Origin of the sequence: Pseudomonas sp. PSPC2-3 (assembly GCF_049898265.1) — a bacterium.
GTDB classification, from domain to species: Bacteria; Pseudomonadota; Gammaproteobacteria; order Pseudomonadales; family Pseudomonadaceae; genus Aquipseudomonas; species Aquipseudomonas veronii.
The window spans coordinates 642,544-666,866 of sequence record NZ_JAFCXJ010000002.1 but is presented as its reverse complement, the minus strand read 5'-3'; the positions used below and the strand labels follow the sequence as shown (position 1 = coordinate 666,866).

The 24,323-nt window shown below is 63.1% G+C and carries 22 protein-coding genes; 9 read left to right on the top strand and 13 right to left on the bottom strand.

Annotated elements, in window-relative coordinates; genetic code table 11:
* From ACP7E3_RS06930 to ACP7E3_RS06890, 9 genes are all read left to right on the top strand, one after another.
* The gene (locus ACP7E3_RS06930; RefSeq protein WP_426122665.1) at positions 1-2,463 is read left to right on the top strand and encodes an FtsX-like permease family protein; all 2,463 of its coding nucleotides are present in this window, start codon (positions 1-3) and stop codon (positions 2,461-2,463) included.
* Positions 2,453-3,517: a lipocalin-like domain-containing protein gene (locus ACP7E3_RS06925; protein ID WP_108525001.1), complete on the top strand. Its 1,065-nt coding sequence runs from the start codon at positions 2,453-2,455 to the stop codon at positions 3,515-3,517. Before ACP7E3_RS06930 ends, ACP7E3_RS06925 begins: the two co-directional genes overlap by 11 nt.
* A gap of 136 nt (positions 3,518-3,653) precedes the next feature.
* Complete coding sequence (locus ACP7E3_RS06920) at positions 3,654-4,649, top strand: hypothetical protein (protein ID WP_108525003.1); 996 nt, start codon at positions 3,654-3,656, stop codon at positions 4,647-4,649.
* A gap of 2 nt (positions 4,650-4,651) precedes the next feature.
* Positions 4,652-5,029 carry a hypothetical protein gene (locus tag ACP7E3_RS06915; RefSeq protein ID WP_104902814.1) on the top strand — a complete coding sequence of 126 codons (378 nt, stop codon included), beginning with the start codon at positions 4,652-4,654 and terminating at the stop codon, positions 5,027-5,029.
* 20 nt (positions 5,030-5,049) lie between these two features.
* Positions 5,050-5,406, top strand: a complete 357-nt coding sequence (locus ACP7E3_RS06910) for a hypothetical protein (RefSeq protein WP_108525005.1) — start codon at positions 5,050-5,052, stop codon at positions 5,404-5,406.
* A 32-nt stretch (positions 5,407-5,438) separates the two neighbouring features.
* Positions 5,439-5,672, top strand: a complete 234-nt coding sequence (locus tag ACP7E3_RS06905) for a hypothetical protein (RefSeq protein ID WP_108525007.1) — start codon at positions 5,439-5,441, stop codon at positions 5,670-5,672.
* Positions 5,673-5,674: 2 nt separating this feature from the next.
* The gene (locus ACP7E3_RS06900; RefSeq protein ID WP_108525009.1) at positions 5,675-6,037 is read left to right on the top strand and encodes a hypothetical protein; all 363 of its coding nucleotides are present in this window, start codon (positions 5,675-5,677) and stop codon (positions 6,035-6,037) included.
* Positions 6,038-6,284: 247 nt separating this feature from the next.
* Positions 6,285-6,662: a hypothetical protein gene (locus tag ACP7E3_RS06895; protein ID WP_108525011.1), complete on the top strand. Its 378-nt coding sequence runs from the start codon at positions 6,285-6,287 to the stop codon at positions 6,660-6,662.
* A 116-nt stretch (positions 6,663-6,778) separates the two neighbouring features.
* Positions 6,779-8,290, top strand: a complete 1,512-nt coding sequence (locus ACP7E3_RS06890) for a hypothetical protein (protein WP_426122660.1) — start codon at positions 6,779-6,781, stop codon at positions 8,288-8,290.
* A 176-nt stretch (positions 8,291-8,466) separates the two neighbouring features.
* Here ACP7E3_RS06890 and ACP7E3_RS06885 read toward each other — a convergent pair whose 3' ends face one another.
* From ACP7E3_RS06885 to ACP7E3_RS06825, 13 genes are all read right to left on the bottom strand, one after another.
* Complete coding sequence (locus tag ACP7E3_RS06885; protein ID WP_017847522.1) at positions 8,467-9,330, bottom strand: LysR family transcriptional regulator; 864 nt, start codon at positions 9,328-9,330, stop codon at positions 8,467-8,469.
* A 152-nt stretch (positions 9,331-9,482) separates the two neighbouring features.
* Complete coding sequence (locus ACP7E3_RS06880) at positions 9,483-10,889, bottom strand: amidase (protein ID WP_288082027.1); 1,407 nt, start codon at positions 10,887-10,889, stop codon at positions 9,483-9,485.
* A complete protein-coding gene (locus ACP7E3_RS06875; RefSeq protein WP_426122657.1) occupies positions 10,886-12,154 on the bottom strand; it encodes a Zn-dependent hydrolase in 1,269 nt (422 codons plus the stop codon). Before ACP7E3_RS06875 ends, ACP7E3_RS06880 begins: the two co-directional genes overlap by 4 nt.
* Positions 12,155-12,167: 13 nt before the next feature.
* Positions 12,168-12,863 (bottom strand): ABC transporter ATP-binding protein, encoded by a 696-nt coding sequence (locus ACP7E3_RS06870; protein WP_017847519.1) that lies wholly within the window; start codon positions 12,861-12,863, stop codon positions 12,168-12,170.
* Positions 12,863-13,612 (bottom strand): ABC transporter ATP-binding protein, encoded by a 750-nt coding sequence (locus ACP7E3_RS06865; RefSeq protein ID WP_017847518.1) that lies wholly within the window; start codon positions 13,610-13,612, stop codon positions 12,863-12,865. Before ACP7E3_RS06865 ends, ACP7E3_RS06870 begins: the two co-directional genes overlap by 1 nt.
* Complete coding sequence (locus tag ACP7E3_RS06860; RefSeq protein ID WP_046382792.1) at positions 13,609-14,619, bottom strand: branched-chain amino acid ABC transporter permease; 1,011 nt, start codon at positions 14,617-14,619, stop codon at positions 13,609-13,611. Before ACP7E3_RS06860 ends, ACP7E3_RS06865 begins: the two co-directional genes overlap by 4 nt.
* 1 nt (position 14,620) lies before the next feature.
* Positions 14,621-15,481 carry a branched-chain amino acid ABC transporter permease gene (locus ACP7E3_RS06855; RefSeq protein ID WP_046382793.1) on the bottom strand — a complete coding sequence of 287 codons (861 nt, stop codon included), beginning with the start codon at positions 15,479-15,481 and terminating at the stop codon, positions 14,621-14,623.
* A gap of 58 nt (positions 15,482-15,539) precedes the next feature.
* Positions 15,540-16,742: an ABC transporter substrate-binding protein gene (locus ACP7E3_RS06850; RefSeq protein ID WP_046382794.1), complete on the bottom strand. Its 1,203-nt coding sequence runs from the start codon at positions 16,740-16,742 to the stop codon at positions 15,540-15,542.
* A gap of 241 nt (positions 16,743-16,983) precedes the next feature.
* Positions 16,984-17,751 carry a FadR/GntR family transcriptional regulator gene (locus ACP7E3_RS06845; protein ID WP_046382795.1) on the bottom strand — a complete coding sequence of 256 codons (768 nt, stop codon included), beginning with the start codon at positions 17,749-17,751 and terminating at the stop codon, positions 16,984-16,986.
* A 107-nt stretch (positions 17,752-17,858) separates the two neighbouring features.
* Entirely contained in the window at positions 17,859-19,478 is a 1,620-nt protein-coding gene (locus ACP7E3_RS06840; RefSeq protein ID WP_108525015.1) for an alpha/beta fold hydrolase, read from the bottom strand.
* Between the two features lie 136 nt (positions 19,479-19,614).
* The gene (locus ACP7E3_RS06835; RefSeq protein ID WP_426122652.1) at positions 19,615-21,030 is read right to left on the bottom strand and encodes an efflux transporter outer membrane subunit; all 1,416 of its coding nucleotides are present in this window, start codon (positions 21,028-21,030) and stop codon (positions 19,615-19,617) included.
* Positions 21,023-23,002 (bottom strand): MacB family efflux pump subunit, encoded by a 1,980-nt coding sequence (locus tag ACP7E3_RS06830; protein ID WP_057005605.1) that lies wholly within the window; start codon positions 23,000-23,002, stop codon positions 21,023-21,025. The genes ACP7E3_RS06835 and ACP7E3_RS06830 overlap by 8 nt, the downstream gene beginning before the upstream one ends.
* Positions 22,999-24,174 (bottom strand): efflux RND transporter periplasmic adaptor subunit, encoded by a 1,176-nt coding sequence (locus ACP7E3_RS06825; RefSeq protein ID WP_057005604.1) that lies wholly within the window; start codon positions 24,172-24,174, stop codon positions 22,999-23,001. Before ACP7E3_RS06825 ends, ACP7E3_RS06830 begins: the two co-directional genes overlap by 4 nt.
* Positions 24,175-24,323: the final 149 nt, after the last annotated feature.

Genomic DNA, 24,323 nt, shown 5'->3' with positions numbered 1-24,323 from the left:
ATGGCGGTGCTCTATTGGACTTTACGCGCGTTGCTCAGCCACTGGCGGCGCCACCCCGTGCAGTTTTTCAGTGTGCTGACCGGGCTGTGGCTGGCCACCGCGCTGCTGACCGGGGTGCAAGCGCTCAACAGCCAGGCGCGGGACAGCTACGCCCGAGCCAGCCAGTTGATCGGCGGCGAACCCCAGGCCAGCCTCAGCATGCCCGACGGTGCCAGCTTCCCCCAGGCGCTGTTTGCCCAGTTGCGCCGCGCCGGCTGGCCGGTGTCGCCGGTGGTGCAAGGGCGGGTGCAGCTCAAGGGGCATGAGGACCGGCGCCTGCAATTGATGGGCATCGATCCGGTGTCGCTGCCCGGCAGCGGCGCGGTGGCGGGGCAGCGCTTGAGCCAGGCGCAAATGGTCGCGTTCTTCGACCCGCCGGGGCGCACCTGGATCGCCCCACACACCTTGCAGGCGCTGGGGTTGCAGGCCGGTGAACGGCCGCTGACGGCCAGCGGGCAAGCCTTGCCGCCGTTGCAGGTTCAAGCGGACATGGCCCCCGGCCTGTTGCTGACCGACATCGGTTTTGCCCAACCGTTGCTGGACATGCCGGGGCGCCTGTCGCGGTTGTTGCTCGACACATCGTTCGCCGCCACCCATCCCACGCCGCCGGCCGGACTGCAACTCAAACAGGCGCAGGACAATAACCTCGCGCGCCTCACCGAAAGCTTTCACCTGAACCTGGATGCGCTGGGTTTTTTATCCTTTGTGGTCGGGCTGTTTATCGTCCATGCCGCCATCGGCCTGGCCCTGGAACAGCGGCGCGGGCTGCTGCGCACCTTGCGTGCTTGCGGGGTCAGCGGGCGGATGTTGCTCCTCGGCCTGGGCATGGAACTGGGCGCCCTGGCCCTGCTTGGCGGTGTGCTCGGTGTCGCCAGCGGCTATGTGCTCGCCAGTGTCTTGCTGCCGGATGTGGCCGCCAGCCTGCGCGGCCTGTACGGCGCTGAAGTGCCGGGGCAGTTGAGCCTCAGCCCGTGGTGGTGGCTCGCCGGGTTGGGCCTGAGCCTGCTCGGGGCGTTGCTCGCCGGGGCCGGCAGTGTGTGGCGCGCGGCGCGCTTGCCGTTGCTGGCGCTGGCCAACCCCCAGGCCTGGCATGAGGCCCATGGGCGCTGGTTGCGGCGTCAGGGCCGGGTGGCGAGTGCGGCGCTGCTGATCGCGCTGTTGGCGCTATGGTGGGGTAACAGCCTGGCTGCCGGATTTGTGCTGATGGCGGCCTTGCTGCTCGGTGCCGCGTTGGGGCTGCCGGTGCTGCTCAATGCGCTGTTGAAAGCGCTGCTGGGACGCAGCCGCTCGGTGCTCGGGCAGTGGTTTCTCGCCGACTGCCGCCAACAGTTGCCGGCCTTGAGCCTGGCGCTGATGGCGTTGCTGTTGGCGCTGGCGGCCAACATCGGCGCGGGTTCCATGACCTCGGGTTTTCGCCTGACCTTCAGCAATTGGCTGGAACAACGCCTCACCGCCGAGCTGTACCTCAACCCAAGCACCCCGGCCCAGGCCGACCGGTTGAATACCTGGCTCACGCAACAACCGCTGGTGCAGGCGGTGCTGCCTACCTGGCAGGTCGCCGTGCAATTACAGGGCTGGCCGGCGGATGTGTTTGGCGTGGTCGACGCGCCGACCTATCGCCAGCATTGGCCGTTGCTCGAAGCCGTGAGCGCGCCGTGGGACCAGTTGCTGCGCAGTGACACGCTGATGCTCAGCGAGCAACTGGCGCGGCGCTTGAATGTGCAAGTGGGCGACGCCGTCAACATCCCCACGCCCGAGGGTGTGTGGTCGCCCCAGGTGGTGGGGATCTACGCCGACTATGGCAACCCCAAGGGCCACGTGCTGGTCAATGCGCAGCACCTGTTGGCGCATTGGCCGACGCTGTCGCCGGCGCGCTTCAACCTGCGCGTACTGCCGCAAAACGTGGTGCCGCTGGTGCATGAGGTGCAGCGCGAGTTCACCCTGGACGACAGCCGTATCGTTGACCAACAGACCCTCAAGGGCTGGTCGAGCCAAGTGTTCGAACGCACCTTTGCCGCCACCGCCGCCTTGAACAGCCTGACGCTGGGCGTGGCGGGCGTGGCGCTGTTCATCAGCCTGCTGACCCAGAGCCAAAGCCGCCTCGGCCAACTCGCCCCGCTGTGGGCATTGGGCGTGACGCGCCGGCAATTGATGCTGCTCAACCTGGGACAGACCTGGCTGCTCGCGGTGCTGACGCTGCTGCTGGCGTTGCCCTTGGGGTTGCTGTTGGCGTGGTGCCTGGATGCGGTGATCAATGTGCAGGCATTTGGCTGGCGCCTGCCGTTGCATATTTTTCCCTGGCAGCTGGCGCAACTACTGGGGCTGGCGTTGCTGGCCACGTTGCTGGCGTCGGCGTGGCCGCTGTGGCAGTTGTACCGCAGTCGCCCGGCGGATTTGTTGAGGACGTTTGCCCATGAAGATTAAGGCGCTGCTGTGCCTCGCTCTGGTGCTGGTGAGCGGCTGTGACAAAGCCCCTGCGCCCGAGGAAAGTTTCGCCGGCCTGGGCAGTGATGCGGCGGATTTTGCCCAGGTGGTGCCCGGCAAGGTCTTCGCTTTTCCCGAGGACCACGGCCCTCACGCCGGTTTTCGCATCGAGTGGTGGTACGTCACCGCCAACCTGCAAGACGCCCAGGGCCATGTGTTCGGCGTGCAATGGACCTTGTTTCGCAATGCCCTCAAGGCCGGGCCGACGCAACCGGGCTGGCACGACTCAACGATCTGGCTCGGCCACGCCGCCGTCACCTCGGCCACCCGGCACTACGCCGCCGAGCGCTACGCCCGTGGCGGCGTCGGCCAGGCCGGGGCCCAGGCCGCGCCGTTCAGCGCGTGGATCGATGACTGGAGCTTCGCCACCCGCCCAGGCGCCGCCGGCCCTTTGGCGGACATGCAGCTCAAGGCCAGCGGCCCGCAATTCGCCTACGACTTGCAACTGACGTCCAGTCGCCCGTTGGTGCTGCAAGGTGACAACGGCTACAGCCGCAAGTCCGACCAAGGCCAGGCCTCGTACTACTACAGCCAGCCGTTTTTCACCGCCAACGGCAGCGTCAGCCTCGACGGCAAGGTCTACCAGGTCACGGGCCCGGCCTGGCTCGACCGCGAGTGGAGCAGCCAACCCCTGGCCGCCGGCCAGACCGGCTGGGACTGGTTTTCCCTGCACCTGGACCGTGGCGAGCAGTTGATGCTGTTTCGCGTAAGGCAAAAGGACGGCACGGGTTATCTCACCGGCACCTGGATCGACCGCGAGGGCCATACCCAAACCCTGCACAACGCCGATATCCAACTTACGCCACTGGCCAGCACTGACATCGACGGGCGACGTATCCCCACACGCTGGTCGCTGAAAATTCCCGGCAAGCAGCTGGATATCACCACCGATGCCGTCAACCCGAAGGCCTGGATGAACCTGAATATTCCGTACTGGGAAGGACCGGTGCAGTTTGAAGGCGGGGTTGGGTATCTGGAGATGACCGGGTATTAGCACTTTTCTGTAGGTGCTGATCCTCTTCTGCGTAGGCAACTTCCCAAATGTGATTTAGCCCCCTCGGACTTGTGCCGGGGCGGTGTTTGCTTGCTTATATTTCGACGCCAACTTCATCGCATCAAGGATGTAAGGCATGGCGCGGGGATACATCAACGACAAGCCAATCAGCTACAGCAGTTTGAAAACCTGGCTGATGGGCCACGGCATGAGCCGCCAGCACTCTGACCATTTTGATGTGTTGAATCATCACCTGCGCCGCGGGTGGGTGATTCCGGGGCGGATGGTGATTGTTCCAGACACAGAGAGCGTCAGTTGCTCCTGGAATGAATCCTGGTGGGTGCGTTATGCCGAGGAAATTGATCGCAACCTGGAGCTGGACGCTGCGGCTGCACAGACGATGATCGATAACTACGACCTGCTGCAGAGCCTTCTGACGTATGGCTCGATAGGTATCGGCAGTGCGACATCGGCGTGGTCGCGGCACCTGGATGAAGTCGTGAACACGTTGGAGGAAATCGAGCGTCTGCATCAACGCCTGAAAGCCGGCGGGTTGGATCGCCAGGCGTTTATCCGCCAGCGCCAAGTGCTGCTGGCGCTGCTGGGTACGCAACTGCGCGGTGCCGCCCGATTTGGCACGGGGTTGCGCGGCAATCAATCGCTGAAGAAGGTGCTGGGGATTTCAACCAAAAGCTATCTGAATAAGGGCGAGATCGCCGGGTATGCACAGCGCTTGAAGGCGATTTCGCAGACGTCGAAGTGGTTGGGCAAGGGCACTTATGTTGGGCTGGCGCTGGATGTGGGCGCAGCGGGTTTGGAGATCAAGGAGGCGTGTATGGTGGGGCGGGAGGCGCAGTGTCGGCGGGCGAAGTATGTGGAGATGGGGAGGTTGGCGGGTGGGGTTAAGGGGGGAGCTGTTCTTGGAACAGTCGGGGCGAAAGCAGCTCGTCGTACATGCAACATGTTTCTGGGTATTGCTTTGAAAGGACGCGGTGCATTGGCGTGCGAAATTATTGGAGGCGCTGCTGGAGGGTATGTCGGAAGTAGTGAATTTGGCGATGAGGGTGCGTTTCTGGGTGGAAAGATCCTAGAGATCGATGGTGATTTGATATTCCAGCCGGAGGGGGCTTAACCATGGATTTTTTTCTCGTCTATTCCATTGTGTTGTTTGTTGGGATGTCTGTCGTCTTGGGACTGTTGCTATTTGCCGAATATACAAAACTAGATGAGTTGGAAAGTTACTTCAGTGAAAACGAAGAAGTTCGCAACAATAAGCGTTTTTGGCGACGAAACCAGTGGATCGACAGACAATATCGCATGATGCTGATTTTTGAATACCTTGCAGACTCTAAACGCCATGTGAAAGCCGGTCTTGTGACCGAAGCCGAACTCGCGTCTATTCCTTTAGCGCTCAAACGTTGGGTGTTGTGGCCCTATTACCTTGCGTTCATTTGGGCTATCGCAACGGTCGTTTGGTCGGTTTGGCGCAGGTGGTGCAACATTCCAATTTGAACGAGGGAGGGAGTTTAACGATGTCGTTTTTTCCTGCTTACACCCTTGTAATGTCCATTGGGACGTTCGTCGTCCTGGGACTGATGCTTTTTGCCAAACGTACAAAACTCGACGAGCTGGAAAGTTACTTCAGTGAAAACGCAGAGGTTCGTAAACGTAAGCAACTCTGGGGGCCAAGCCCACGGTTCGGCGGATTTCATCGCATGGGCCTGATGATTGATATCCTGCTAATGCCAAAACGCTACGTGAAAGAAGGTCTTGTGACTGAGGAAGAGTTGGCCTGCGTTCCGTTATCACTTAAGCGTTGGGCCGTGTGGCCATATCGCCTTGCGATGATTTTGGCTATTAGCTGGGGCTATTGGTGCACTTGGCTCTAGTGGTCGCTCGTTTTCCTACACCTGAGCAGTTGATGCTGTTTCGCGTAAGGAAAAAGGACAGTACGGGTTACTTCACCGGCACCTGGAACGACCGCGAAGGTCAACCCAAACCCTGCACAACGCCGCTGTCCATAACTGAAGCTGTCAACTCGAAGGCCTGGATATTCCGTACTGGCAAGGGCCGGTGCAGTTTGAAGGTGGGGTTTCTCGGCGGAAAGATCATAGAGAACGATGGTGTTTTTATCTTTCAACCAGAGGGGGCCTGACTATGGATCTTTTTCTCGTCTTTAGTATTTTACTGTTTATAGGCGCTCTGGTTGGCGTGGGACTTATGTTATACGCAGAGTGCAAAAAGCTCGAAGTGTTGGAAAGCTACTTCAGTGAAAACAAGCTGGTTTGCGATAACAAACGTTTTTGGGGAAGAAATATGCGGATCGACAGGTTTCAGCGCATGCTCCTGATCAATCAATTGTTAGGAATGCCCAAACTGCATGTAAAGAGGGGCGATGTGACTGAGGCAGAGCTGGCTTCAATCCCGATATCCCTCAAGCGTTGGGCACTTTGGCCGTATCGTCTTTCTTTTATTTGGCTGATCGCATCAGTCGTTTGGGGCATTTGGTACCGATGGTAGCTCACCTGTCTTCACCGCCACCTGGGTGAACCTGATTATTCCGTACTGGAAGGGTCGGTGAGGTTTAAGGGGCTCTGGAGATGACCAGGTATTAGCACTTTCTGTAGGCACTGATCTTCTTCTGTGTAGGCAACTTCCTAAATGTGATTGAGCCCCCTAGGGCTTGTGTCCGGACAGTATTCGATTGCCTATATTTCGACGCCAACTTCATTGGTGATTTGATATTCCAGCCAGAGGGGGCTTAACCATGGATTTTTTTCTCGCCTATACCATTGTTTGGTTTTTTGGAATGTTTGTCATCTTGGGACTTATGCTATTTGCCGAATATACAAAACTCGACGAGTTGGAAAGTTACTTCAGTGAAAACGAAGAAGTTCGCAACAACAAGCGCTTTTGGCGACGAAACCAGTGGATCGACAGACAATATCGCATGATGCTGATTTTTGAATACCTTGCAGACTCTAAACGCCATGTGAAAGCCGGTCTTGTGACCGAAGCCGAACTGGCGTCTATTCCTTTAGCGCTCAAACGTTGGGTGTTGTGGCCCTATTACCTTGCGTTCATTTGGGCCATCGCAACGGTGGTTTGGTCGGTTTGGCGCAGGTGGTGCAACGTCATCATCTGAAAGGCACTGCATTCCTTTCAAAAAATACTGTACATATATACAGTAATATCCTACAGTCCATCCCAGGTGACCGGATGTCACCTGACCTTCAGTTTTTAACTATGGATGGATAAAAAATGAAATCGAAAAAAAACCTTATGCTGGGTGCAGCCATGGCGGCCTCCTGCTTCGTTTCGGCCTTCGCCCTGGCCGAGCAATACCCTCACCTGGCTGCGCAAGCGCTTCAACCCAACGTCAAACAGGCGTTGAAATCCGGTGCAAAAATCGCCGCCAACAAGGCTCCCACGGCGCTGAAACAGCAACTGCGGGCAGACGCTCAGTCGAAGAAAGCGGTATTCGTCGCGAAGGCCGAGGCCGATTCGGTGGTGGAAGACAACACCGCGCCGGCCCCCGTCACCCAAGTACAGAAAGCCACTGCCAAACAGGCTGCTGCAGTGCAGGCGGCGCTGGTTCAGGGCTGTGAAACCACGCTGGATGTCAACGCGCTCTATACGATCACCGGCGTGCAAACCGGCGATTTGCTGTGCTACCACTTCAACCTGCCGAAGAAGGCCCGGATCAACGCTCTGCTGGTCAGCCAGACGGCGGGCACCGACATGTCGTTGACCTTGTTCCAGGACGACGGCCAGGGCAATCCGCTGCCCTTGGGCACCTCCAATAACCCGGGCACCGCTGATGAGAGCCTTGGCGGCGTGGTGCCGGCCGGTGATTACTACTGGTTCATGGAAGCCAACGCGGCGGTCCAGGGGGCGGGCTTTCAGTTCGGTGTGGCGGTCGATACCAACCTCGACGCCTTCGAACCCAATGACACGCCGGACACCGCCTTCAAACTGCCTGACACGCTGAACTACATCAGTGGCAATGCCGACAGTCTCGATGACGTTGATTACTTCGACTTCACCGCAGTACGTGGCCAGAGCGTGGGGATCGCATTGACTGCCGACGCCGCCAGCGGCAGCGCGCGGGGCAAATGGATACTGGAGCGTTTCGATGGCGCGCAGTGGGTCACCGTGGGCGCGAATGTGCTATCGACCTCGATCCCGAGCCCTGGCGTCGGAGGGGTGGTCAAAGTGCGCGTGCGTCCGAACCAGCACCCGAACGAACCGTGGAGCGCGACGGGCAAATACAACCTGTCGCTGGGTTCCAGCCCGCGGGTGAACAGCCCTGATGTGAAAGGCGAGGCGAATGTGTTGCGCATCCCGTCCTCCGCTTCCAATGTGGGCTATGGCTACATGACCACCCAAGCCTATCGCGATCTGACTTGGACCATGGGCCTGTCGGACAGCACCGGTGCGCCGCTGGTAGGGCTGCATCCGATTGTGTATCTCGATCAGCATATCAACCCGGACACCGGCAATATCGTCTACAAGGCCTACTCGGCAGCCACCGACAGCTCGGGTCAAGCCGGCGGCACGATCAACGTGGGCACGTGCTCCGGTGATTTCCAGACCACCTTTGTCGATTATGCCCAGGGCTACAAAAACACCTGGCGCAGCGACTTTAACTACGGCGTGTGGCGCATGGAAGTACTGGAGTATCCGGGCATCGGTGTCGGTGGTGACAATGTCGAGTACGTCAGCTTCGGCCACTTGTGCAAACAGACGCTGCTCAGCAGCACCAAGAGCTGATGCAGTAAACCGGTAGTACCCAGGGCATACAGGCCGAGCGCCTGTATGCCCTTTTTGCATTATGGCGTCAGCGCCAGTTTCAACGGCACGCGTGCCATGCTCTCGGGCGGTGGCGAATGTGCGAGTTTTTGCTCCAATAGGCGAGCCCGTAATAGGACGGGCTCAGGCGTGAACATTCAAATCAGCGGGTCCCAGCGTTGCGACCAGTCGCTTTCCGCCTTGACCACACCGCGCAGCAACTCCAGCGCCTGCTGCAACACGGCCGAATCCCGCGCCCGTGAGTACACCAGGAACGTCGGGAAGCTGAACTCCGGCGCCTTGGGCGCGCGTTGCATCACGCCGCTGTCGAGGTAGCTTTGCACCACTCGGGTACGGAAATATCCGGCACCGCCGTTCTCCAGAATGTACTGCAGCGCCAAGGGCCCGAGGTTGAAACTCAGCGCGGCGCGGGCCTTGTCGGGCAGCGCGGCGTCATGCTGCTGGCGAAACCCCGGGCCCCAGTCGATGTACACATACGGGCCCGGCTTGCTCACCAGTTGCACCAGGATCAGCTTTTCTTCCAGCACCTGCTCCACCTGCAAACCTGGCCAGTACTGCGGCTGGAACACCAGCGCGGCGTCGAGCACACCCAGTTCCAATTGGCGCAGCAGGTATTCGCCCTCACGGATTTCCGTGCGCAGCGCATAGCCTGGGATATGTTCGCGCAAGGCCTGGGCCCAGCCGAGCATCAACGGGTTGCACAGGCTGACCTCACCGCCGATATGCAGCACATTGCGATAGCCCTCGGGCAATGGCAGGTCGCGGCGCGCGGCTTCCCAGGTTTGCAGCAGCTGGTTGGCGTACACCACAAAGGCCTCGCCGTCGGCGGTCAGTCGCGCACCGGCGCGGTTGCGCACAAACAGCGTGCTGTCCAGCTGGCTTTCGAGGTTCTTCACGCGTGCGGTGATGGCGGTCTGGGTGACGTGCAGTTTCTCGGCCGCCGCGGCCAGGCTGCCGCAGCGGGTGATTTCGAGGAAAGTGCGTGCCAGTTCGATGTCCATGAAGCCCCCGGGGATGATTGGGGGCCTATTGTAGTGGAATGCGCTCAAGAACTGTGGGAGGGGGCTTGCTCCCGATGGGGGTGTGCCAGAACCCGATCAGTCAACTGACACACTGCAATCGGGAGCAAGCCCCCCGCACCGTTGGGTTGGATCTACGCTGTTCCGGTGATCGGGGCTGGCAGGGGGGCGGTAGGGAATGCCTTTGCATATGCCTGGCAAACCCGCAACACCGTCTCATCGGCAAACCGCGCCGCCACCACGTGCAACCCCACCGGCAAGCCATTCGCCGCCAACCCGCACGGCACCGACGCTGCCGGTTGCTGGGTCAGGTTGAAGGGGTAGGTGAACGGTGTCCACTCCATCCATTCCTGCATCCCGGAGCCTGGCGGCACGTTGTGCCCGGCCTCGAACGCGGTGATCGGCATCATCGGCGACACCAGCACATCGTAGTGCTCATGGAACGCCGCCATCCGCGCCACCAGGGCTGCCCGTGCTTCCAGGGCCGCGCTGAAATCGTCCAGGCTCAGGCCCTCACCGCGTTGCGCGATACGCAGCAGACCGGGGTCGAGCAGCTGTTTTTGCGCCTCGCTCATCGGGCCGGTCAGGCGGGCCGCGCCGGCCGCCCATAAGGTGTTGAACACCTCCTGCGGGTCGCTGAAACCCGGGTCGATCTGTTCGACATGGGCGCCCAACTGCACCAGGCCCGCCACAGCCCGGGCGACCACTTTGGCCACCTGCGGGTCGACATCGACGTAGCCGAAGGTGGGGCTGTAGGCAATGCGCAGACCCTTCAAGTCCACGGTCTCCGACAACCAGGGCGTGGTCCTTGGCGCGCCGATCAAGCCGTCTCGCGCATCCGGTTGTGCGACGGTTTGCAGCATCAAGACGCTGTCTTCCACGGTGCGGGTCATCGGCCCCAGGTGCGACAGGATCGTCATCGAACTGGCCGGCCACTGCGGCACATAGCCGAAGGTCGGCTTGATCCCGAAGGTGCCGGTAAACGCACAGGGAATGCGGATCGAGCCGCCGGCATCGCTGCCTTGGTGCAACACCCCCAGGTTCAGCGCAGCCGCCGCGCCCGCGCCGCCGGAGGAACCGCCGGTGGTCATGCGCGTGTCCCACGGGTTGCGGGTGATGCCGTACAGCGGGTTGTCGGTGACGCCTTTCCAGCCGAATTCCGGGGTGGTGGTCTTGCCCAGCAGCACCGCACCGGCCTTGCGCATAAACGCCGGGAAGGGCGCGTCCACGTCCCACGGGCCCTCGGCCGAGGTGGTGCGCGAGCCCTTGCGCGTGGGCATGCCGAGGGTCAGCGTGAGGTCCTTGATCGACGCCGGTACGCCATCCAGCGCACCGCAGGGTGCGCCTTTCAACCAGCGCGCTTGCGAGGCGCGTGCGGCGTTGAGTGCGCCCTCGGCATCGACATGGCAATAGGCATTGACCAGCGGGTTATAGCGCTCGATGCGCAACAGCGCGTCTTCGGTGACTTCCACCGGCGACAAGCTCTTGTCACGAAAATGCTGCAGCAGTTGCACCGCCGTCAGTTGGCCGATCTCACTCATGCCTGATCCCCCTGTGCCGCATTGACCATGGCGCGCAGCAACACCGCGCAACCTGCCGCCAGATCATCCGGTGCGGCGTTCTCGATTTCGTTGTGGCTGATGCCGCCTTCGCATGGCACAAAAATCATCCCGGCCGGGCCCAGTTCGGCGACGAAAATCGCGTCGTGCCCGGCGCCGCTGACGATGTCCATATGACTCAGGCCCAAGGCGTCGGCGGCGTCGCGCACGGCGTTGACGCAGGCCGGGTGGAAGTCCAGCGGCGGGAAGTCGGCGGTAGCGGTCAACTCGAACGTCAGGCCGTGGCGTGCGGCGCTGGCTTCGATCACGCTGCGCACTTCATCGACCATGGCCTGCAGCTTGTCGGCATGCAGATGGCGCAGGTCGATGGTCATCTGGACCTGGCCCGGAATCACATTGCGCGAGCCGGGGCGCAGGCTCAGGCAGCCGACCGTGCCGCAGGCGTGGGGTTGCTGTTGATGTGCGATGCGGTTGACCGCGCTGACCACCTCGGCGGCGCCGACCAGGGCGTCCTTGCGCAGGTGCATCGGCGTCGGGCCGGCGTGGGCTTCGACGCCGGTGAGGGTCAGGTCGAACCACTTCTGGCCCAGGCAGCCCATCACCACGCCGATGGTGGTGGCGCGGTCTTCCAGCACCGGGCCTTGTTCGATATGCGCCTCGAAATACGCACCGACCGGATGGCCGAGCACCGCACGCGAACCGGCATAACCGATGCGCCGCAATTCGGCGCCCACCGACAGGCCCTGGTCGTCCTGCTTGTCCAAGGTGTCCTGCAAGTCGAACTTCCCGGCGAACACCCCGGACCCCATCATGCACGGCGGGAAGCGCGAGCCTTCTTCATTGGTCCATACCACCACCTCGATCGGCGCTTCGGTTTCGATCTTCAAATCACTGAGGGTGCGGATCACTTCCAGGCCGGCCATCACCCCGAAGCAACCGTCGAACTTGCCGCCGGTGGGCTGGGTGTCGATGTGGCTGCCGGTCATCACCGGCGGCAGGGCGGGATTGCGCCCTGGGCGCCGGGCAAAAATATTGCCGATGGCGTCGACGCTGACACTGCACCCGGCCGCCTCGCACCACTGCACGAACAGGTCGCGGGCCTGGCGGTCGAGGTCGGTGAGGGCCAGGCGGCACACGCCGCCTTTGACGGTGGCGCCGAGTCGGGCCAGGTCCATCAGCGATTGCCACAGGCGGTCGCGGTTGATCAGCGGGGCGTTGCTCTGGAGCGGTTGTGCAAAGCTATTCATCTTCGAACTCCGGTCAGGCACTCAGGGCCAGGTAGCGGTTCTTGATCGTCGGGTCGGCGCGGAAGGCTTGCGCGCTGCCCTCGTACACCACGCGGCCCTGTTCGAGCACGTAATGGCGGTCGGCGAGCTTGTCGCAGACCATCAGGTTCTGTTCCACCAGCAGCACCGGCAGGCCGTCGTCCTTGACCTTGCGCAGGATCTTCACCAACTCGTCGACGATCACCGGGGCCAGGCCTTCGGTGGGTTCGTCGAGGATCAGCAGCTTGGGATCGTTGAGCAGGGCGCGGGCGATGGCGAGCATCTGTTGCTCGCCGCCGGAGAGCGCGTGGCCGGCGTTTTTGCGTCGCTCCTTGAGGCGCGGGAACATGCCGTAGACGTCTTCGAGTTGCCAGCGGCTGCTCTTGCGCGCGGCGATGCGCAGGTTTTCCTCGACGGTGAGCAGGCGGAAGATCCCGCGGTTCTCCGGCACCAACGCCAACCCCTGGCGTGCGATTTCAAAGATCTTCTGGCCCACCAGCGCCTGGCCGTTGAAGTGGATCTGGCCCTGGCGCGGGCAGATGATGCCGAGGATGCTGCGCAGCGTGGTGGTCTTGCCGGCGCCGTTGCGGCCGAGCAGGGTCACCAGTTCGCCGGGGTTGACGGTCAGCGACACGCCTTCGAGCACGTGGCTCTTGTCGTAGTAGGAATGGATATTCTCGACGATCAGCATCAGGCAGCCTCCCCAAGATAAGCCGTTCGCACACGTTCATCGGCGCGCACGAACTCCGGCGTGCCTTCCACCAGGATCTGGCCGTGGCTCATCACCGTGATGCGCTGGCTGATGGACATGACGATGCTCATGTTGTGTTCGATCAGCAGCACCGTGTGGTCGCGGCCCAGGTCGCTGATCAGTTGAGTCATGATCGGGATGTCATCGATGCCCATGCCCGAGGTGGGCTCGTCGAGCATCAACAGTTTCGGCTTGGAACAGATCGACATGCCCACCTCCAGCACCCGTTGCTGGCCATGGGACAACTCGCCGGCCAGGGTCGCGGCGCGGGCCGTGAGTTGCAGGCGTTCGAGCACCTGGTCGGCCATCTCCAGGTGTTCGCGCTTGCTCTCGACCCGACGCCAGAAATTCAAGGCGCGCGCACCGTCGCGACCTTGGGCGGCCAGGCGCAGGTTTTCGCGCACGCTGAGGTTCTGGAACAGGCTGGTGAGCTGGAACGAACGCGCCATACCGAGGCCGACGCGGGCGTGGGCCGGTTTGCGCATCAGTGGCTGGCCGTCGAAATGGATCGCCCCGGCGGTGGCCTGGCGTTCGCCGGTCAGGCAGTGGAACAGGCTGGTCTTGCCCGCGCCGTTGGGGCCGATGATGGTGTGGATGGTGCCGGCCGCGACCTTCAGGTTGACGCCGTTGACCGCATGGAACGCGCCATAGGCCAGCTCCAGGTTCTTGGTTTCCAACAGGATGCTCATAGCCCTTGCTCCTTGGCGACGACGACGGCCTTGCGGCGGCCGCGCACTTTCTCGAACAGCGACGCCAGGCCGCCCCACAAACCACCGCGCATGAAGATCACCACCAGGATCAGGATCACCCCCAGCAGCATCAGCCAGCGCGGCCACAGGTCGGAGAGGAAATCCCCCAGCAGCACGATGGAACCGGCGCCCAGCAACGAACCGAACAGCGAGCCGGTGCCGCCGACGATGGTCATGATCAGGATGTTCTCGGACATCGCCAGGTCGATATTCGACAGCGGCACAAAGTGCAGCAACATGGCGTACAGCGCCCCGGCAATCCCGGTGACCGCGCCGGACAGCACGAACACCAGGATCTTGAAGTGGCGCGTGTCATAGCCGATGGCCGAGGCACGGGTTTCGTTTTCGCGGATCGCCATCAGCGTGCTGCCGAATGGCGAGGCGATGACGCGGCGTGCGCCGATAAAGATCAGCAGGAACAGCACCGCGACAAAACCGTAGAACGCGCGGGCGTCGGCCAACGACAGCAACACGCTGTCGCCGATGCGGATCTCCGGGCGCGGCACGCTGAGCAGGCCGTTGTCGCCGCCGGTCCAGTCGCTCAGGGTGTAGGCGACGAAATACGCCATCTGGCTGAACGCGAGCGTCAGCATGACGAAGTAGATGCCGGTGCGGCGGATCGCCAGGGCACCCACCAGCAGCGCCAGAAAGCCGCCGGCCACGGCAGCGCCGAGCAGTGCGCTGAACAGACCCAGTTGCAGGTGGATCATCAGCAGCGCCGCGCAGTACGCACCGGCCCCAAAGAAGATGCCTTGGCCGAACGACAACAGCCCGGTGTAGCCGAGCAACAGGTTGCAGGCCAGGGCGGCCATGGCAAAGATCAGGATCTCGCTGGCCAGGGTCGCCGAGGGCAGGACCAGCGGCAGGCCGATCAGCACTGCCAGCACCCACAGCAACATCGCTTTGGATTGGGTCTTGGCGAACGGCAGGGGATTTTTCTCGCTCATGTCAGGCTCTCCCGAACAGGCCGTAGGGGCGGACCAGAATCACCACGGCCATTGCGCCGTAGATCATCAGGCTCGCACCCTGGGGCCAGAGTGTGGTCATCAGGCTTTGCACCACGCCCACCAGCAAACCGCCGACCAGCGCACCGCTGAACGAGCCCATGCCGCCGATGACGACAACCACAAAGGCGATCCCGAGAATTTCCGGTCCGACAAAGGGCTGGGCACCGCGCAACGGCGCGAACAGTACGCCGGCCATGCCGGCCAGGCCGACGCCGAGGGCAAAGGTCATGGAGAACAGGCGGAAGATATTCGTGCCCAGCAGCGACACGGTTTCGGTGCTCTCGCTGCCGGCGCGCACCAGTGCGCCGAAGCGCGTGCGTTCCAGCAGCAGCCACAGGCCCAGGCCCACCAGCCCGGAAAATACGATGAGGAACAGGCGGTAATAGGGATAGACGAAATCGCCCAGCACCAGCACCCCGCGCAGCAGTTCCGGCACGGCGACGCTTTTGCCCACCGGGCCCCAGATCATCACGCTGGCTTCCTGGATGATCAGCGCGATCCCCAGCGTCACCAGGATCTGGAACATGTGCGGCAAGTGATAAATCCGCTGGATCAGCAAGCGCTCGATCACCCACGCCAGCGCGGCCACCACCAGCGGTGCCAGCAGCAGCGCCAGCCAGAAGCTGCCGGTGAGGCTCACGGCGGTGTAGCAGATGTAGGCGCCCAGCAGGAAGAACGCACCGTGGGCGAAGTTGACGAAGTTGAGCAGGCCGAAAATGATCGTCAGCCCGACCGCGATCAGGAAGTAGATCATCCCCAGGCCAAGGCCATTGAGTATCTGGAACAGGTAAAGATTGAGCATGCAGGAACCCTCGGCAGGAAGCCGCTCGCGCGGCCCTGCGGTGCAAATAGTCAGGGGGTCAGCCGAGCGTGCAGCCCGTGGCCTCGACCGGCGGGAATGACTGGCCGGCGCTGAGCACCTTGGCCAGGTCGTCCTTGTCGGCCATGTCGGCGGCGGCCTTGCCGATCAGCAGGTAGTAATCCTTGATTACCTGGTGGTCGCCGGCACGGATCGACTCCTTGCCGGTGGGGCCCTCGAAACTCAGGCCCTGCATGGCCTTGGCCACGGTCGGCCCGTCGAAGCTGCCGGTGGCGATGATGGTGTCCAGCATGACCTTGGTGCTGATGTAGTCGGCGGCCAGCGGGTAAGTGGGGTTGATGCCGTACTTGGCCTGGGTCAGCTTGACCAGTTCGCGGTTGAGCGGGCTGTCGACCTGGTGCCAGTACTGCGCGCCGAGGTACACGCCTTCGAGCACATCGCTGCCCAGTTCCTGGAACTGGTCGAGGCCGGCAGACCACACCAGCAGCACTTTCATGCGCTCCTTGATGCCGAAGTTGACCGCCTGGCGCAGGGTGTTGGACGACTGGCTGCCGAAGTTGAGCAGCACCAGCACGTCGGGCTTGGTGGCGATGGCGTTGGTCAGGTAGCCGGAGAATTCCTGCTCCTGCAGCGAGTGGTAGCTGTTGCCGACGTGTTCCAGGCCATGTTCCTTGAGCACGTTTTTGGCGCCTTCGAGCAAGGCTTCGCCGAACACGTATTGCGGGGTGATGGTGTACCAGCGCTTGGCGTCCGGCAGCAGCTTGATCAGCGGCACCAGGGTTTCGCGGATCGCGCCGTAGGTCGGCACCGACCAGCGGAAGGTCGCGTGGTTGCAGTCTTTGCCGGTGACCTCATCGGCACCCACCGGGGTCATGAACACGCCGCCGGCCTTGTCGACTTCCTTGGCCACCGCCAGCGCCGACGACGACAGGGTGCAGCCCTGGAAGAACCGCGCGCCGTCCTGCGCAATCGCTTCCTGTACCTTGCGCACCGCCTTGCCCGCGTTGCCTTCGGTGTCGATGACCTTGTAGTTCAGCGGGCGCCCAAGAATCTCGGGGTGCTGCGCCACCGCCAGGCGCGAACCCATGTCGGCGAACTTGCCATAACTGGCAAAGGCGCCAGACATGGACTTGAGGCCGTAAAAGGTAAAAGGCTCGGCGGCGAATGCCGAGCGCACGCTCAGCGGCAGGCTCAGGGCGGAAGCGAGGGTGAGGCTGGCTTTCAATAACGTACGACGCTGCATGGGGTGACTCCCTGGTTTAGTTATTGGCAGGAGCGGCAAGGGCGATACGGTGGAGCAGGGCCTGTGGGCAGGCATTTTTTTATTGGGGTAACGCAGTGTGCGGGTTGGAATGCAGTCAACTGTGGGAGGGGCGGTGCGACGATTTGACTTGCTCCCGATAGCGGTGTGTCAGTCGATATAACGGTGACTGTGCCGGCCTCATCGGGAGCAAGCTCCCTCCCACATTGGATCTGGGGTGTTCTTAAGAGTGATCGAACTCCAGTAGAAAATGCGGGCTGACCTGGCCTTCGAGCGCGGTCATATGGTGTTCGGCGTCGCACATGTGTTCATGCATCAGGCTGCGCACCGCGCTTTCATCGCCGGCGCGAAAGGCGCTCAACAGTTGCTTGTGATAGTCGAGGTTGGCCGCGTCGAACTGCTTGCGCTTGGGCTTGTAGGCTTTTTTCAGCACCACCAGGTCGCGCAGCAGGTCGTTGAGAAATTGCGCCGTAAAGCTCAGCAGCGGGTTGGGGCAGGCCTTGGCGAGCAGGTTGTGGAACTCCAGTTCCGCCAGGCGTTGTTCGCGCTGGCCGGCCTCGCTGTCTTCCGGCGCGCTGCAAAAATCCACGTTGGCCTGCAGGGCCTGGTAGTCGTCTTCGCTCAGGCGCCCGAGCACCGACACCGCCAGTTCCACTTCGATGACCTTGCGCAACTGGTACACCTGCTCGCCATCCAGGTGCTGGAAGTGCAGGTAGTTGCGCAGTGCGCGGCTGGCCGGTTCGGTGCCGGCCTGGTTCAGGTAGGCTCCGCCACTCGGGCCGGTGCGCGTGCTGACCAGGCCTTCGACTTCCAGGGCCTTGAGCGCTTCGCGGGCCGAGCCCTTGGAGCACTGGAAGCTTTCCATCAGCTCGCGCTCGGTGGGCAGGCGGTCGCCGGGCTTCAAAGCGTCGGTGACGATGGAGCGCTTGACCGACTCGACAATCACGTCGGACAGCTTCTGGCGTTTGCGTCGTAGCGGGCGAGTGAGCATGGGGTCTATTTATCGTATTAATGCGGATAAATAGCACTTAATAACGATTGGGCCGTAGCGTCAACGCAGGGTGTCGTTTCTGGTGTGGAAAGGTCGCAAACGGAGACTCATTGCACAGTGGCATCCGTACACACCGTCGAGCGCGGCGGTTTGTTCCCATGCATCAGATAATCGCCCACCCACTGGTTCACACAGGCACTCACGCCGCTGAACGAAACCCCGTGGGCATAGGCGTTCTTCAGTTGTACGCGGCTCGCCGGGAAGGTGCGCTCGAAGGCCCAGGCGGCGCCGGTGGACGGGGTTTGGTCGTCGAATTCGGCCTGGACCATCAGCAGACTGTCGAGCCGGGCGAGTTCCTTGTACGGCAAGCCCCGGCTGTGTTGTTGCGGCCAGGTGGTGCATTGACGCGCCTCGAGGGCGCTGCCGGCGACCGGGTACTTGGCGAGTGATTCGGTTTCTTTCTGCTGCCAGAGGTCTTCGTTGGAGTAGGTCGAGTCATTGCACAGGATCGCGGTTTTGACCGAGTCGGCGGCCGACATGCGCAACGGCCCGGGCTTGGGCACGTTGGCCTGCAAGGGTTCGCGCACGCGCTGCAGCAGCAGGCTGAACATCGACTTGGCGCGCTCTTCGATCACCGGGTCGGGGCTGAAGCGGTGCGCGCGGGCACGCGTTTCCAGCGCCAGGTCGTCGCCGTCGGGAGTGTCCCGCAGCCAGCGACTGAGCACGTGGGCGCCCATCAGGCCGGCGGGGTCGCTGTAGAAACGGTTGCTGGAACGCAGCGCGGTACGCACGCTGGGCAGCAGTTCCATGAACACACGGCGCACGGCGGCCGGCGTGTCGCCCAGCTGATACACGCCAGGGTCGAGGGCGGCGGCCTGGGCCACGAAGCGCTCGAAAATCTTCTCCTTTTCGCTGGCGACGATCACGCTGGCGTGCTCGAACGTTGAGGTCCAGTTGATGTTCGAGTCGAGCACCATGCGCCCCACGTTCGCCGGAAACAGGCCGCCGTACCAGGCGCCGAGCCAGGTGCCGTAGGCGTTGCCCAGGTAGTTGAACTGCAACTCGCCCAATTGCTTGCGCACAAATTCCAGGTCGCGGGCGGTTTGCTCGGTGGTGATGTAAGGCGTCAGCGGATGGCTGGCGCAGGCTTGGGCGATCAACCGCGCATTCTGGCGCGCGGCGGCGAGGTTGGCCGCGCTGCGGTCTTCGCTGACGTCCGCTTGCGGCACGATCCGCGCGTCGGAGCGGCATTCCAGGCGTGAGCCCGGCAGCCGGCCCAGGCCCCGCGGGGTGACTTCGATCACATCATAGGTATCGGCCAACTGGCGGTAAGTGTCGCCCCAGTCGGGTTGCCGGGCGTAGTGCTTCCAGACGGTGGCCAGGTGTACGGCGAAGGCGCCGCCGGCGTCGAGCCCGGGGCCCCCCGGGTTGGCGAATATCGCGCCCTGGCGTGACAGCGGCAGTTTGGCGCCGACGCGGGTGATGTCGAAGCTGATGCGACCACGCTCTGGCGCCCCATGGTCCAGGGGCGCGGTGACGATGCCGCATTGGGTGCGTTCGATGACTTCCGGGTCCAGGCGTTCGAGCGCCGGCTGCGGGCAGTCCAGGAACCATTCGATGCCGAACGGCGAGCGCGGCGTTTCAGCGTAAGCGCCGGTGGGCGCCAGGGCTGCGACCAGCACCAGGCAACGGTAGGTGATTGCGCTTGCAGCTGGAAGGGGTTTCATCAGCGATCCTGGCCTGTCGTGTGAGAAAAAGAAGCCACTGTTGTGGCTGCTCATTCGGGACGACTTTTTTACCAAGGACCGTGGGGGGAAAAATGTAGGAGGACAAAACGGCGAGTGTACGAAATGCGACTTTCGTTTATCGGATGTCGGATTCCCAGCCGCCGCCCAAAGCTTTGTACAAGGCGATACTGGCTTGCAGGCGCGACAAGCGCAGTTGCACATTCAGGTCCTGGGCCGTGTACAGGGTGCGCTGGCTGTCCAGCACGCTCAGCCAGTCTTCGGCGCCCGCCTGGTAGCGGCTTTCGGCGATGCGCAAGGCGTTCTGCGCCGCCTGCAGCTCTTGCGTTTGCCATTGGCGCTGCTGGTCCAGGCGCGTGATGTTGCTGAGGGCTTTTTCCACATCGGCGAAACCGTTGATGATCGCCCCGCGATAGGTCTGCAGCAGCTCGTCCTGGCGCGCGCGGGCCTTGTCCCGTTCGGCGGTTAAACGGCCGTTGTTGAAGATCGGTGCGACCAGGCCGCCCGTCAGCGTGTAATACGGGCTGCGCAGGATCTCCACGGCTTTGCCGGCGTCGGAGCCGAAGGTCGCGCCGAGCGTCACCGCAGGCAGCATGGCCGCGCGGGCGACGCGAACATCCGCTTGCGCCGCCGCCAGTTCGGCCTCGGCCTTGGCCAGGTCGGGGCGCCGGCTCAGCAGTTGGCTGGGCACGCCCGGGCCGATGCGCGGCCAGGTGAGGGCCTGGAAGGGCTCGGTGCCCAGGTCCAACGCCTGGACCGGCTGGCCGAGGAGGGCGGCGAGGGTGATCCGCGACTCTTGCGCCAGTTGTTGAATCAGCGGCAATTGCCGTTGCTGGCTGGCGACCAGGCTTTGCTGCTGGGCCAGTTCCAGGGCCGTGGCGGAACCGGCGTCGTAGCGGGTCTGCACCAGTTCCAGCACATTGCGTGCATTCGCCAGGTTCAACTCGGCGATCTGCTCGCGCTGGCGTGCGGCGAGGGTTTGCGCGTAGCGGTCGGCGACGTTGCTGAGCAGGGTCAGTTCCACGGTAGCCTGGTCCGACGCGCTGGCCCGCAGGCTATGCAGGGCGCTGTCTCGCGCGGCCGTGCGGCCGCCCCAGAAATCCACTTCATAACTGGCGCTGAGGTTGGCGCCGAAGCTGTTGACCGTGTCATTGCTTTGCGTCGCGTCCAGGTCCGGCCCGCCCTGGCCGCGCAGTAACTTCTGATGGCTGGTGGACAGGTTGAACTTCACTTCCGGCAACAGCGGTGCGCCGGCGATCACTGCCGTGGCTTGGGCCTGGCGCACCCGTGCGACGGCGGCCGCCACGTCAAAACTGTCACGGCGCGCCTGTTCGATCAGGCGGTTCAGTTGCGGGCTGCCGAATTGCGTCCACCAGCGCTGGTTGTTGAGTTGGGCGGCGTCACGCTCGGCGTACTGCCAGGCGGTCGGTGCTGCCACGCCGCTGTCGACGGCGGGCAGGCTGGCGGCGCAGGCATTGAGCAGCAGGCACAGGCCGAGTACGCACACAGGGGGGGCGGGGGATCGTTTATTCACTGGTCAACGCCTTAACCGGATCGAGCCGGGCAGCTTTACGGGCCGGCATAAAGCCGAATACGACACCGGTGACCAGTGCGCAGCCAAACGCGCCGAGCACCGCCACCAGGGAAAACTGCACTGCGACCTTGGCCAGCATCAGCACGCCGCCGACCAGCAGCGCCAGGCCGATACCGCACAGGCCGCCAACCACCGAGAGCATCAGCGCCTCGGTCAGGAACTGGCGCAGGATGTCGCGCTGGCGCGCGCCGGTGGCCATGCGGATACCGATTTCGCGGGTGCGTTCGCGCACGGTCATCAACATGATGTTCATCACCCCGATGCCGCCCACCAGCAGCGAAATCGCGGCGATCGAACCGAGCATCAGCGACAGCGTGTTTTGCGTGTGCGCCTCGGCCTGGATCATTGCCGCGTTGTTGGTCAGTTGGTAGTCACGCTTGCCGTTATGCAGGCGCAGCATCAGTTGGTCGATGGCTTGTTCGGCTTCCCGTACCTTGCGCGCATCGGCGGCGGCAATCACCACGTATTCGGGGTTGTACGTGCCGAACAGGCGCACGCTGGCGGCGGAGTAGGGAATGGCCACGCGGTCGTCGCTGTCTTTATTGCCGGAGCTGGAGCCCTTTTCCGCGAGCACGCCGATCACCTGGAAAGGCACGTTTTCGATGAGGATGTATTGGCCGATCGGGCTGACCTGCTTGAACAGTTTCTCGCGGATGCGGTGGCCGATCACCGCGACCGTGGCACCGGCGCGCTCGTCGGCTTCGGTGAAGTAACTGCCCTCGACCACCGGCCAGTTGAAGATCTGCGGAAAGTTGACGTCGTTGCCGCCCACATAGGCCAGGTAATCCAGGTTGCCGTAGCGGATGCCGGCGTCGCTGCCGTTGACCGGCATGATCCGCTTGATCTGCGGCAGCGTCGCCAATGCCGCGACATCGTTGAGGGTCACGATGCCCAGCGGCGTGCGCGGGTTGGGCGAGGAGCCACTGAGGTAGAGGATGTTGGAGCCGAATGCGCCCATCTGTGCCATGACCTGGCGCTTGCTGCCTTCGCCCACCGCCAGCATCACCACCACCGAGGCCACGCCGATGATGATCCCGAGCAGGGTCAGGGCGGTGCGGAAGCGGTTGATCCACATCACGCGCCAGGCGGCCTGCACGGCGTCGAGCAGTTCGGCCTTCCACGCGCCGTTGTGCTCGGCGCCTTCGGCCAGGCGCTGGCGCAGGTCGACGGCTTGCAGCGCCGCGCTGTCGGCGCTGTCGGCGCTGGCCGGGCGGTGGCGGGTGCTGTCGGCCGAGTCGCTGATGATCAGGCCGTCGCGAATTTCGATGATGCGGTTGGCCCGCGCCGCCACGTCGCGGTCGTGGGTGATCAGGATCACCACGTGGCCCTGGCTGGCCAGTTCGTCGAGCAGGCGCATTACCTCGGCGCCGCTGTGGCTGTCGAGGGCGCCGGTGGGCTCGTCGGCGAGGATGATATGCCCGCCGTTCATCAGCGCGCGGGCGATGGAGACCCGTTGCTGCTGGCCGCCGGACAGTTGATGCGGACGGTTGCCGGTGCGGTCGGCCAGGCCCAGGCGCGTGAGCAGGGCCCTGGCGCGGGCGTGGCGTTCGGCGGCGCTGATGCCGGCGTAGATCGCCGGCATTTCGACGTTTTCCTGGGCCGACGCCGACGGGATCAAGTGGTAGCCCTGGAACACAAAGCCGAAGGCTTCGCGGCGCAGCCAAGCCAGTGCGTCGCTGTCCAGGTGCGCGACGTTTTCGCCGGCGAACAGGTAGTCGCCGGCGGTGGGGCGGTCGAGGCAGCCGAGGATGTTCATCAGTGTGGATTTGCCGGAACCCGAGGCGCCGACGATGGCGACGAATTCCCCGGCATGGATCGACAGGTCGACGCCGCGCAATACGTCGACCTGCGGGCTGTCGCCGCCGCCGTAGGATTTGCGGATGTGCTTGAGTTCGATCAGGGGCGTGCTCAATTCAACCCCCCGCTGCCGTCGCCCGGCCCGATCAGCAGGTGATCGCCTTCGCTGAGGCCTTCCAACACTTCGACGCGCAGGCGGTCGCTGATGCCCAGACGCACGACGCGCTCTTCGATGCGGCCGTTTTCCGCGACCACGCGGGCGGTCTGCCGGTCGGCGCTGGTGCTGTCTTGCAGGGCGGCGACCGGCGCGGTGAGCGCATCCTTGACCTGGCCGGCGACGAAAAACACTTGGGTGGTCATTTCGGCCATCAAGGCGTTGTCGCTGTTGTCCACGTCCAGCAGCACGGTGTACAGCACCACGCGGCCGCTGCCGCTCTTGTTCGAACTGCTGGGGCTGCCGCTGCCCTGGGTTTCGTTCAGCGGCTTGGGCGGGATCGGCAGGATCTGCCGCACGCTGCTGGTCCAGCGGCGGTTGCCGCCGCTGAGGGTGGTGAAATAGGCGGTCATACCGGGTTTGACGTGGCCGATATCGGCTTCCGAGACCTCGGCCCACACGGTCATCGGTGACAACTTGGCGATGCGCAGGATCAGCGGCGTTTGCTGCTGGGCATTGAGGGTCTGGCCGACCCGTGCGTCCACCGCCACCACGGTGCCGGTCATCGGCGCATAGATGCGCGTATAGCCCAATTCCGCCTCGTCCCTGCGCAGGCTGGCCTGGGCCTGGAGAATCTGCGCCTGGAACATGTCGACCCGCGCCTGGGTGGCGCTCAGTTCGGACTTGGCGGTTTGCACGTCCTCTTCGCGGGTCGCGTTGCCGGCGGCCAGGCGCTGCTGGCGCTGGTACTTCTGGCGCGCCAGTGCGTGCTGGGCTTTCTGCTCCTGCAATTGGGCCTTGAGGTTTTCGATGGCGTAGCGGCTGGCGTCGAGCTTGGCTTTTTGCGTCGAGGGGTCGATCTCTACCAGCAACTGGCCTTCCTGCACCTGATCGCCGGCTTCGACATGGATCTTGCGGATCTGCCCGGACGCCTGGGCGCCCACATCCACATAGCGTCGCGGTTGCAGGGTGCCCAGGGCGGTGACGCTGTTTTCAATGTTGCCGCGGGTCACGGTAACGGTGACCAGGCTGTCGCGCCCCGGCGGCTGCAATTGCCAGGCGGCGATGCCGATAACAGGGATCAGGCACGCCACAACCAGCAGGGCGTGTCGGGCAGGTCGAGGGCGTTTCATGGGTTGGTTCCAGCCAGGAAAGTTCGGACCGCAGTTGCGGGGGGCTGACAGTTAAACGAGAGCATGGCCCGAAGATTTAGGCTGTTTCACAAGTAGTTACAGTGCTGGCGAGTAAAAAAATTGCCCGCTGAAGCAAGTCTTCTTTAAAA

What these genes read in the sequence shown, in the direction of transcription:
- ACP7E3_RS06930 (WP_426122665.1), top strand. Translation starts at nt 1, where the DNA reads ATGGCGGTGCTCTATTGGACTTTACGCGCGTTGCTCAGCCACTGGCGG.
- ACP7E3_RS06925 (WP_108525001.1), top strand. Translation starts at nt 2,453, where the DNA reads ATGAAGATTAAGGCGCTGCTGTGCCTCGCTCTGGTGCTGGTGAGCGGC.
- ACP7E3_RS06920 (WP_108525003.1), top strand. Translation starts at nt 3,654, where the DNA reads ATGGCGCGGGGATACATCAACGACAAGCCAATCAGCTACAGCAGTTTG.
- ACP7E3_RS06915 (WP_104902814.1), top strand. Translation starts at nt 4,652, where the DNA reads ATGGATTTTTTTCTCGTCTATTCCATTGTGTTGTTTGTTGGGATGTCT.
- ACP7E3_RS06910 (WP_108525005.1), top strand. Translation starts at nt 5,050, where the DNA reads ATGTCGTTTTTTCCTGCTTACACCCTTGTAATGTCCATTGGGACGTTC.
- ACP7E3_RS06905 (WP_108525007.1), top strand. Translation starts at nt 5,439, where the DNA reads ATGCTGTTTCGCGTAAGGAAAAAGGACAGTACGGGTTACTTCACCGGC.
- ACP7E3_RS06900 (WP_108525009.1), top strand. Translation starts at nt 5,675, where the DNA reads ATGGATCTTTTTCTCGTCTTTAGTATTTTACTGTTTATAGGCGCTCTG.
- ACP7E3_RS06895 (WP_108525011.1), top strand. Translation starts at nt 6,285, where the DNA reads ATGGATTTTTTTCTCGCCTATACCATTGTTTGGTTTTTTGGAATGTTT.
- ACP7E3_RS06890 (WP_426122660.1), top strand. Translation starts at nt 6,779, where the DNA reads ATGAAATCGAAAAAAAACCTTATGCTGGGTGCAGCCATGGCGGCCTCC.
- ACP7E3_RS06885 (WP_017847522.1), bottom strand. Translation starts at nt 9,330, where the DNA reads ATGGACATCGAACTGGCACGCACTTTCCTCGAAATCACCCGCTGCGGC.
- ACP7E3_RS06880 (WP_288082027.1), bottom strand. Translation starts at nt 10,889, where the DNA reads ATGAGTGAGATCGGCCAACTGACGGCGGTGCAACTGCTGCAGCATTTT.
- ACP7E3_RS06875 (WP_426122657.1), bottom strand. Translation starts at nt 12,154, where the DNA reads ATGAATAGCTTTGCACAACCGCTCCAGAGCAACGCCCCGCTGATCAAC.
- ACP7E3_RS06870 (WP_017847519.1), bottom strand. Translation starts at nt 12,863, where the DNA reads ATGCTGATCGTCGAGAATATCCATTCCTACTACGACAAGAGCCACGTG.
- ACP7E3_RS06865 (WP_017847518.1), bottom strand. Translation starts at nt 13,612, where the DNA reads ATGAGCATCCTGTTGGAAACCAAGAACCTGGAGCTGGCCTATGGCGCG.
- ACP7E3_RS06860 (WP_046382792.1), bottom strand. Translation starts at nt 14,619, where the DNA reads ATGAGCGAGAAAAATCCCCTGCCGTTCGCCAAGACCCAATCCAAAGCG.
- ACP7E3_RS06855 (WP_046382793.1), bottom strand. Translation starts at nt 15,481, where the DNA reads ATGCTCAATCTTTACCTGTTCCAGATACTCAATGGCCTTGGCCTGGGG.
- ACP7E3_RS06850 (WP_046382794.1), bottom strand. Translation starts at nt 16,742, where the DNA reads ATGCAGCGTCGTACGTTATTGAAAGCCAGCCTCACCCTCGCTTCCGCC.
- ACP7E3_RS06845 (WP_046382795.1), bottom strand. Translation starts at nt 17,751, where the DNA reads ATGCTCACTCGCCCGCTACGACGCAAACGCCAGAAGCTGTCCGACGTG.
- ACP7E3_RS06840 (WP_108525015.1), bottom strand. Translation starts at nt 19,478, where the DNA reads ATGAAACCCCTTCCAGCTGCAAGCGCAATCACCTACCGTTGCCTGGTG.
- ACP7E3_RS06825 (WP_057005604.1), bottom strand. Translation starts at nt 24,174, where the DNA reads ATGAAACGCCCTCGACCTGCCCGACACGCCCTGCTGGTTGTGGCGTGC.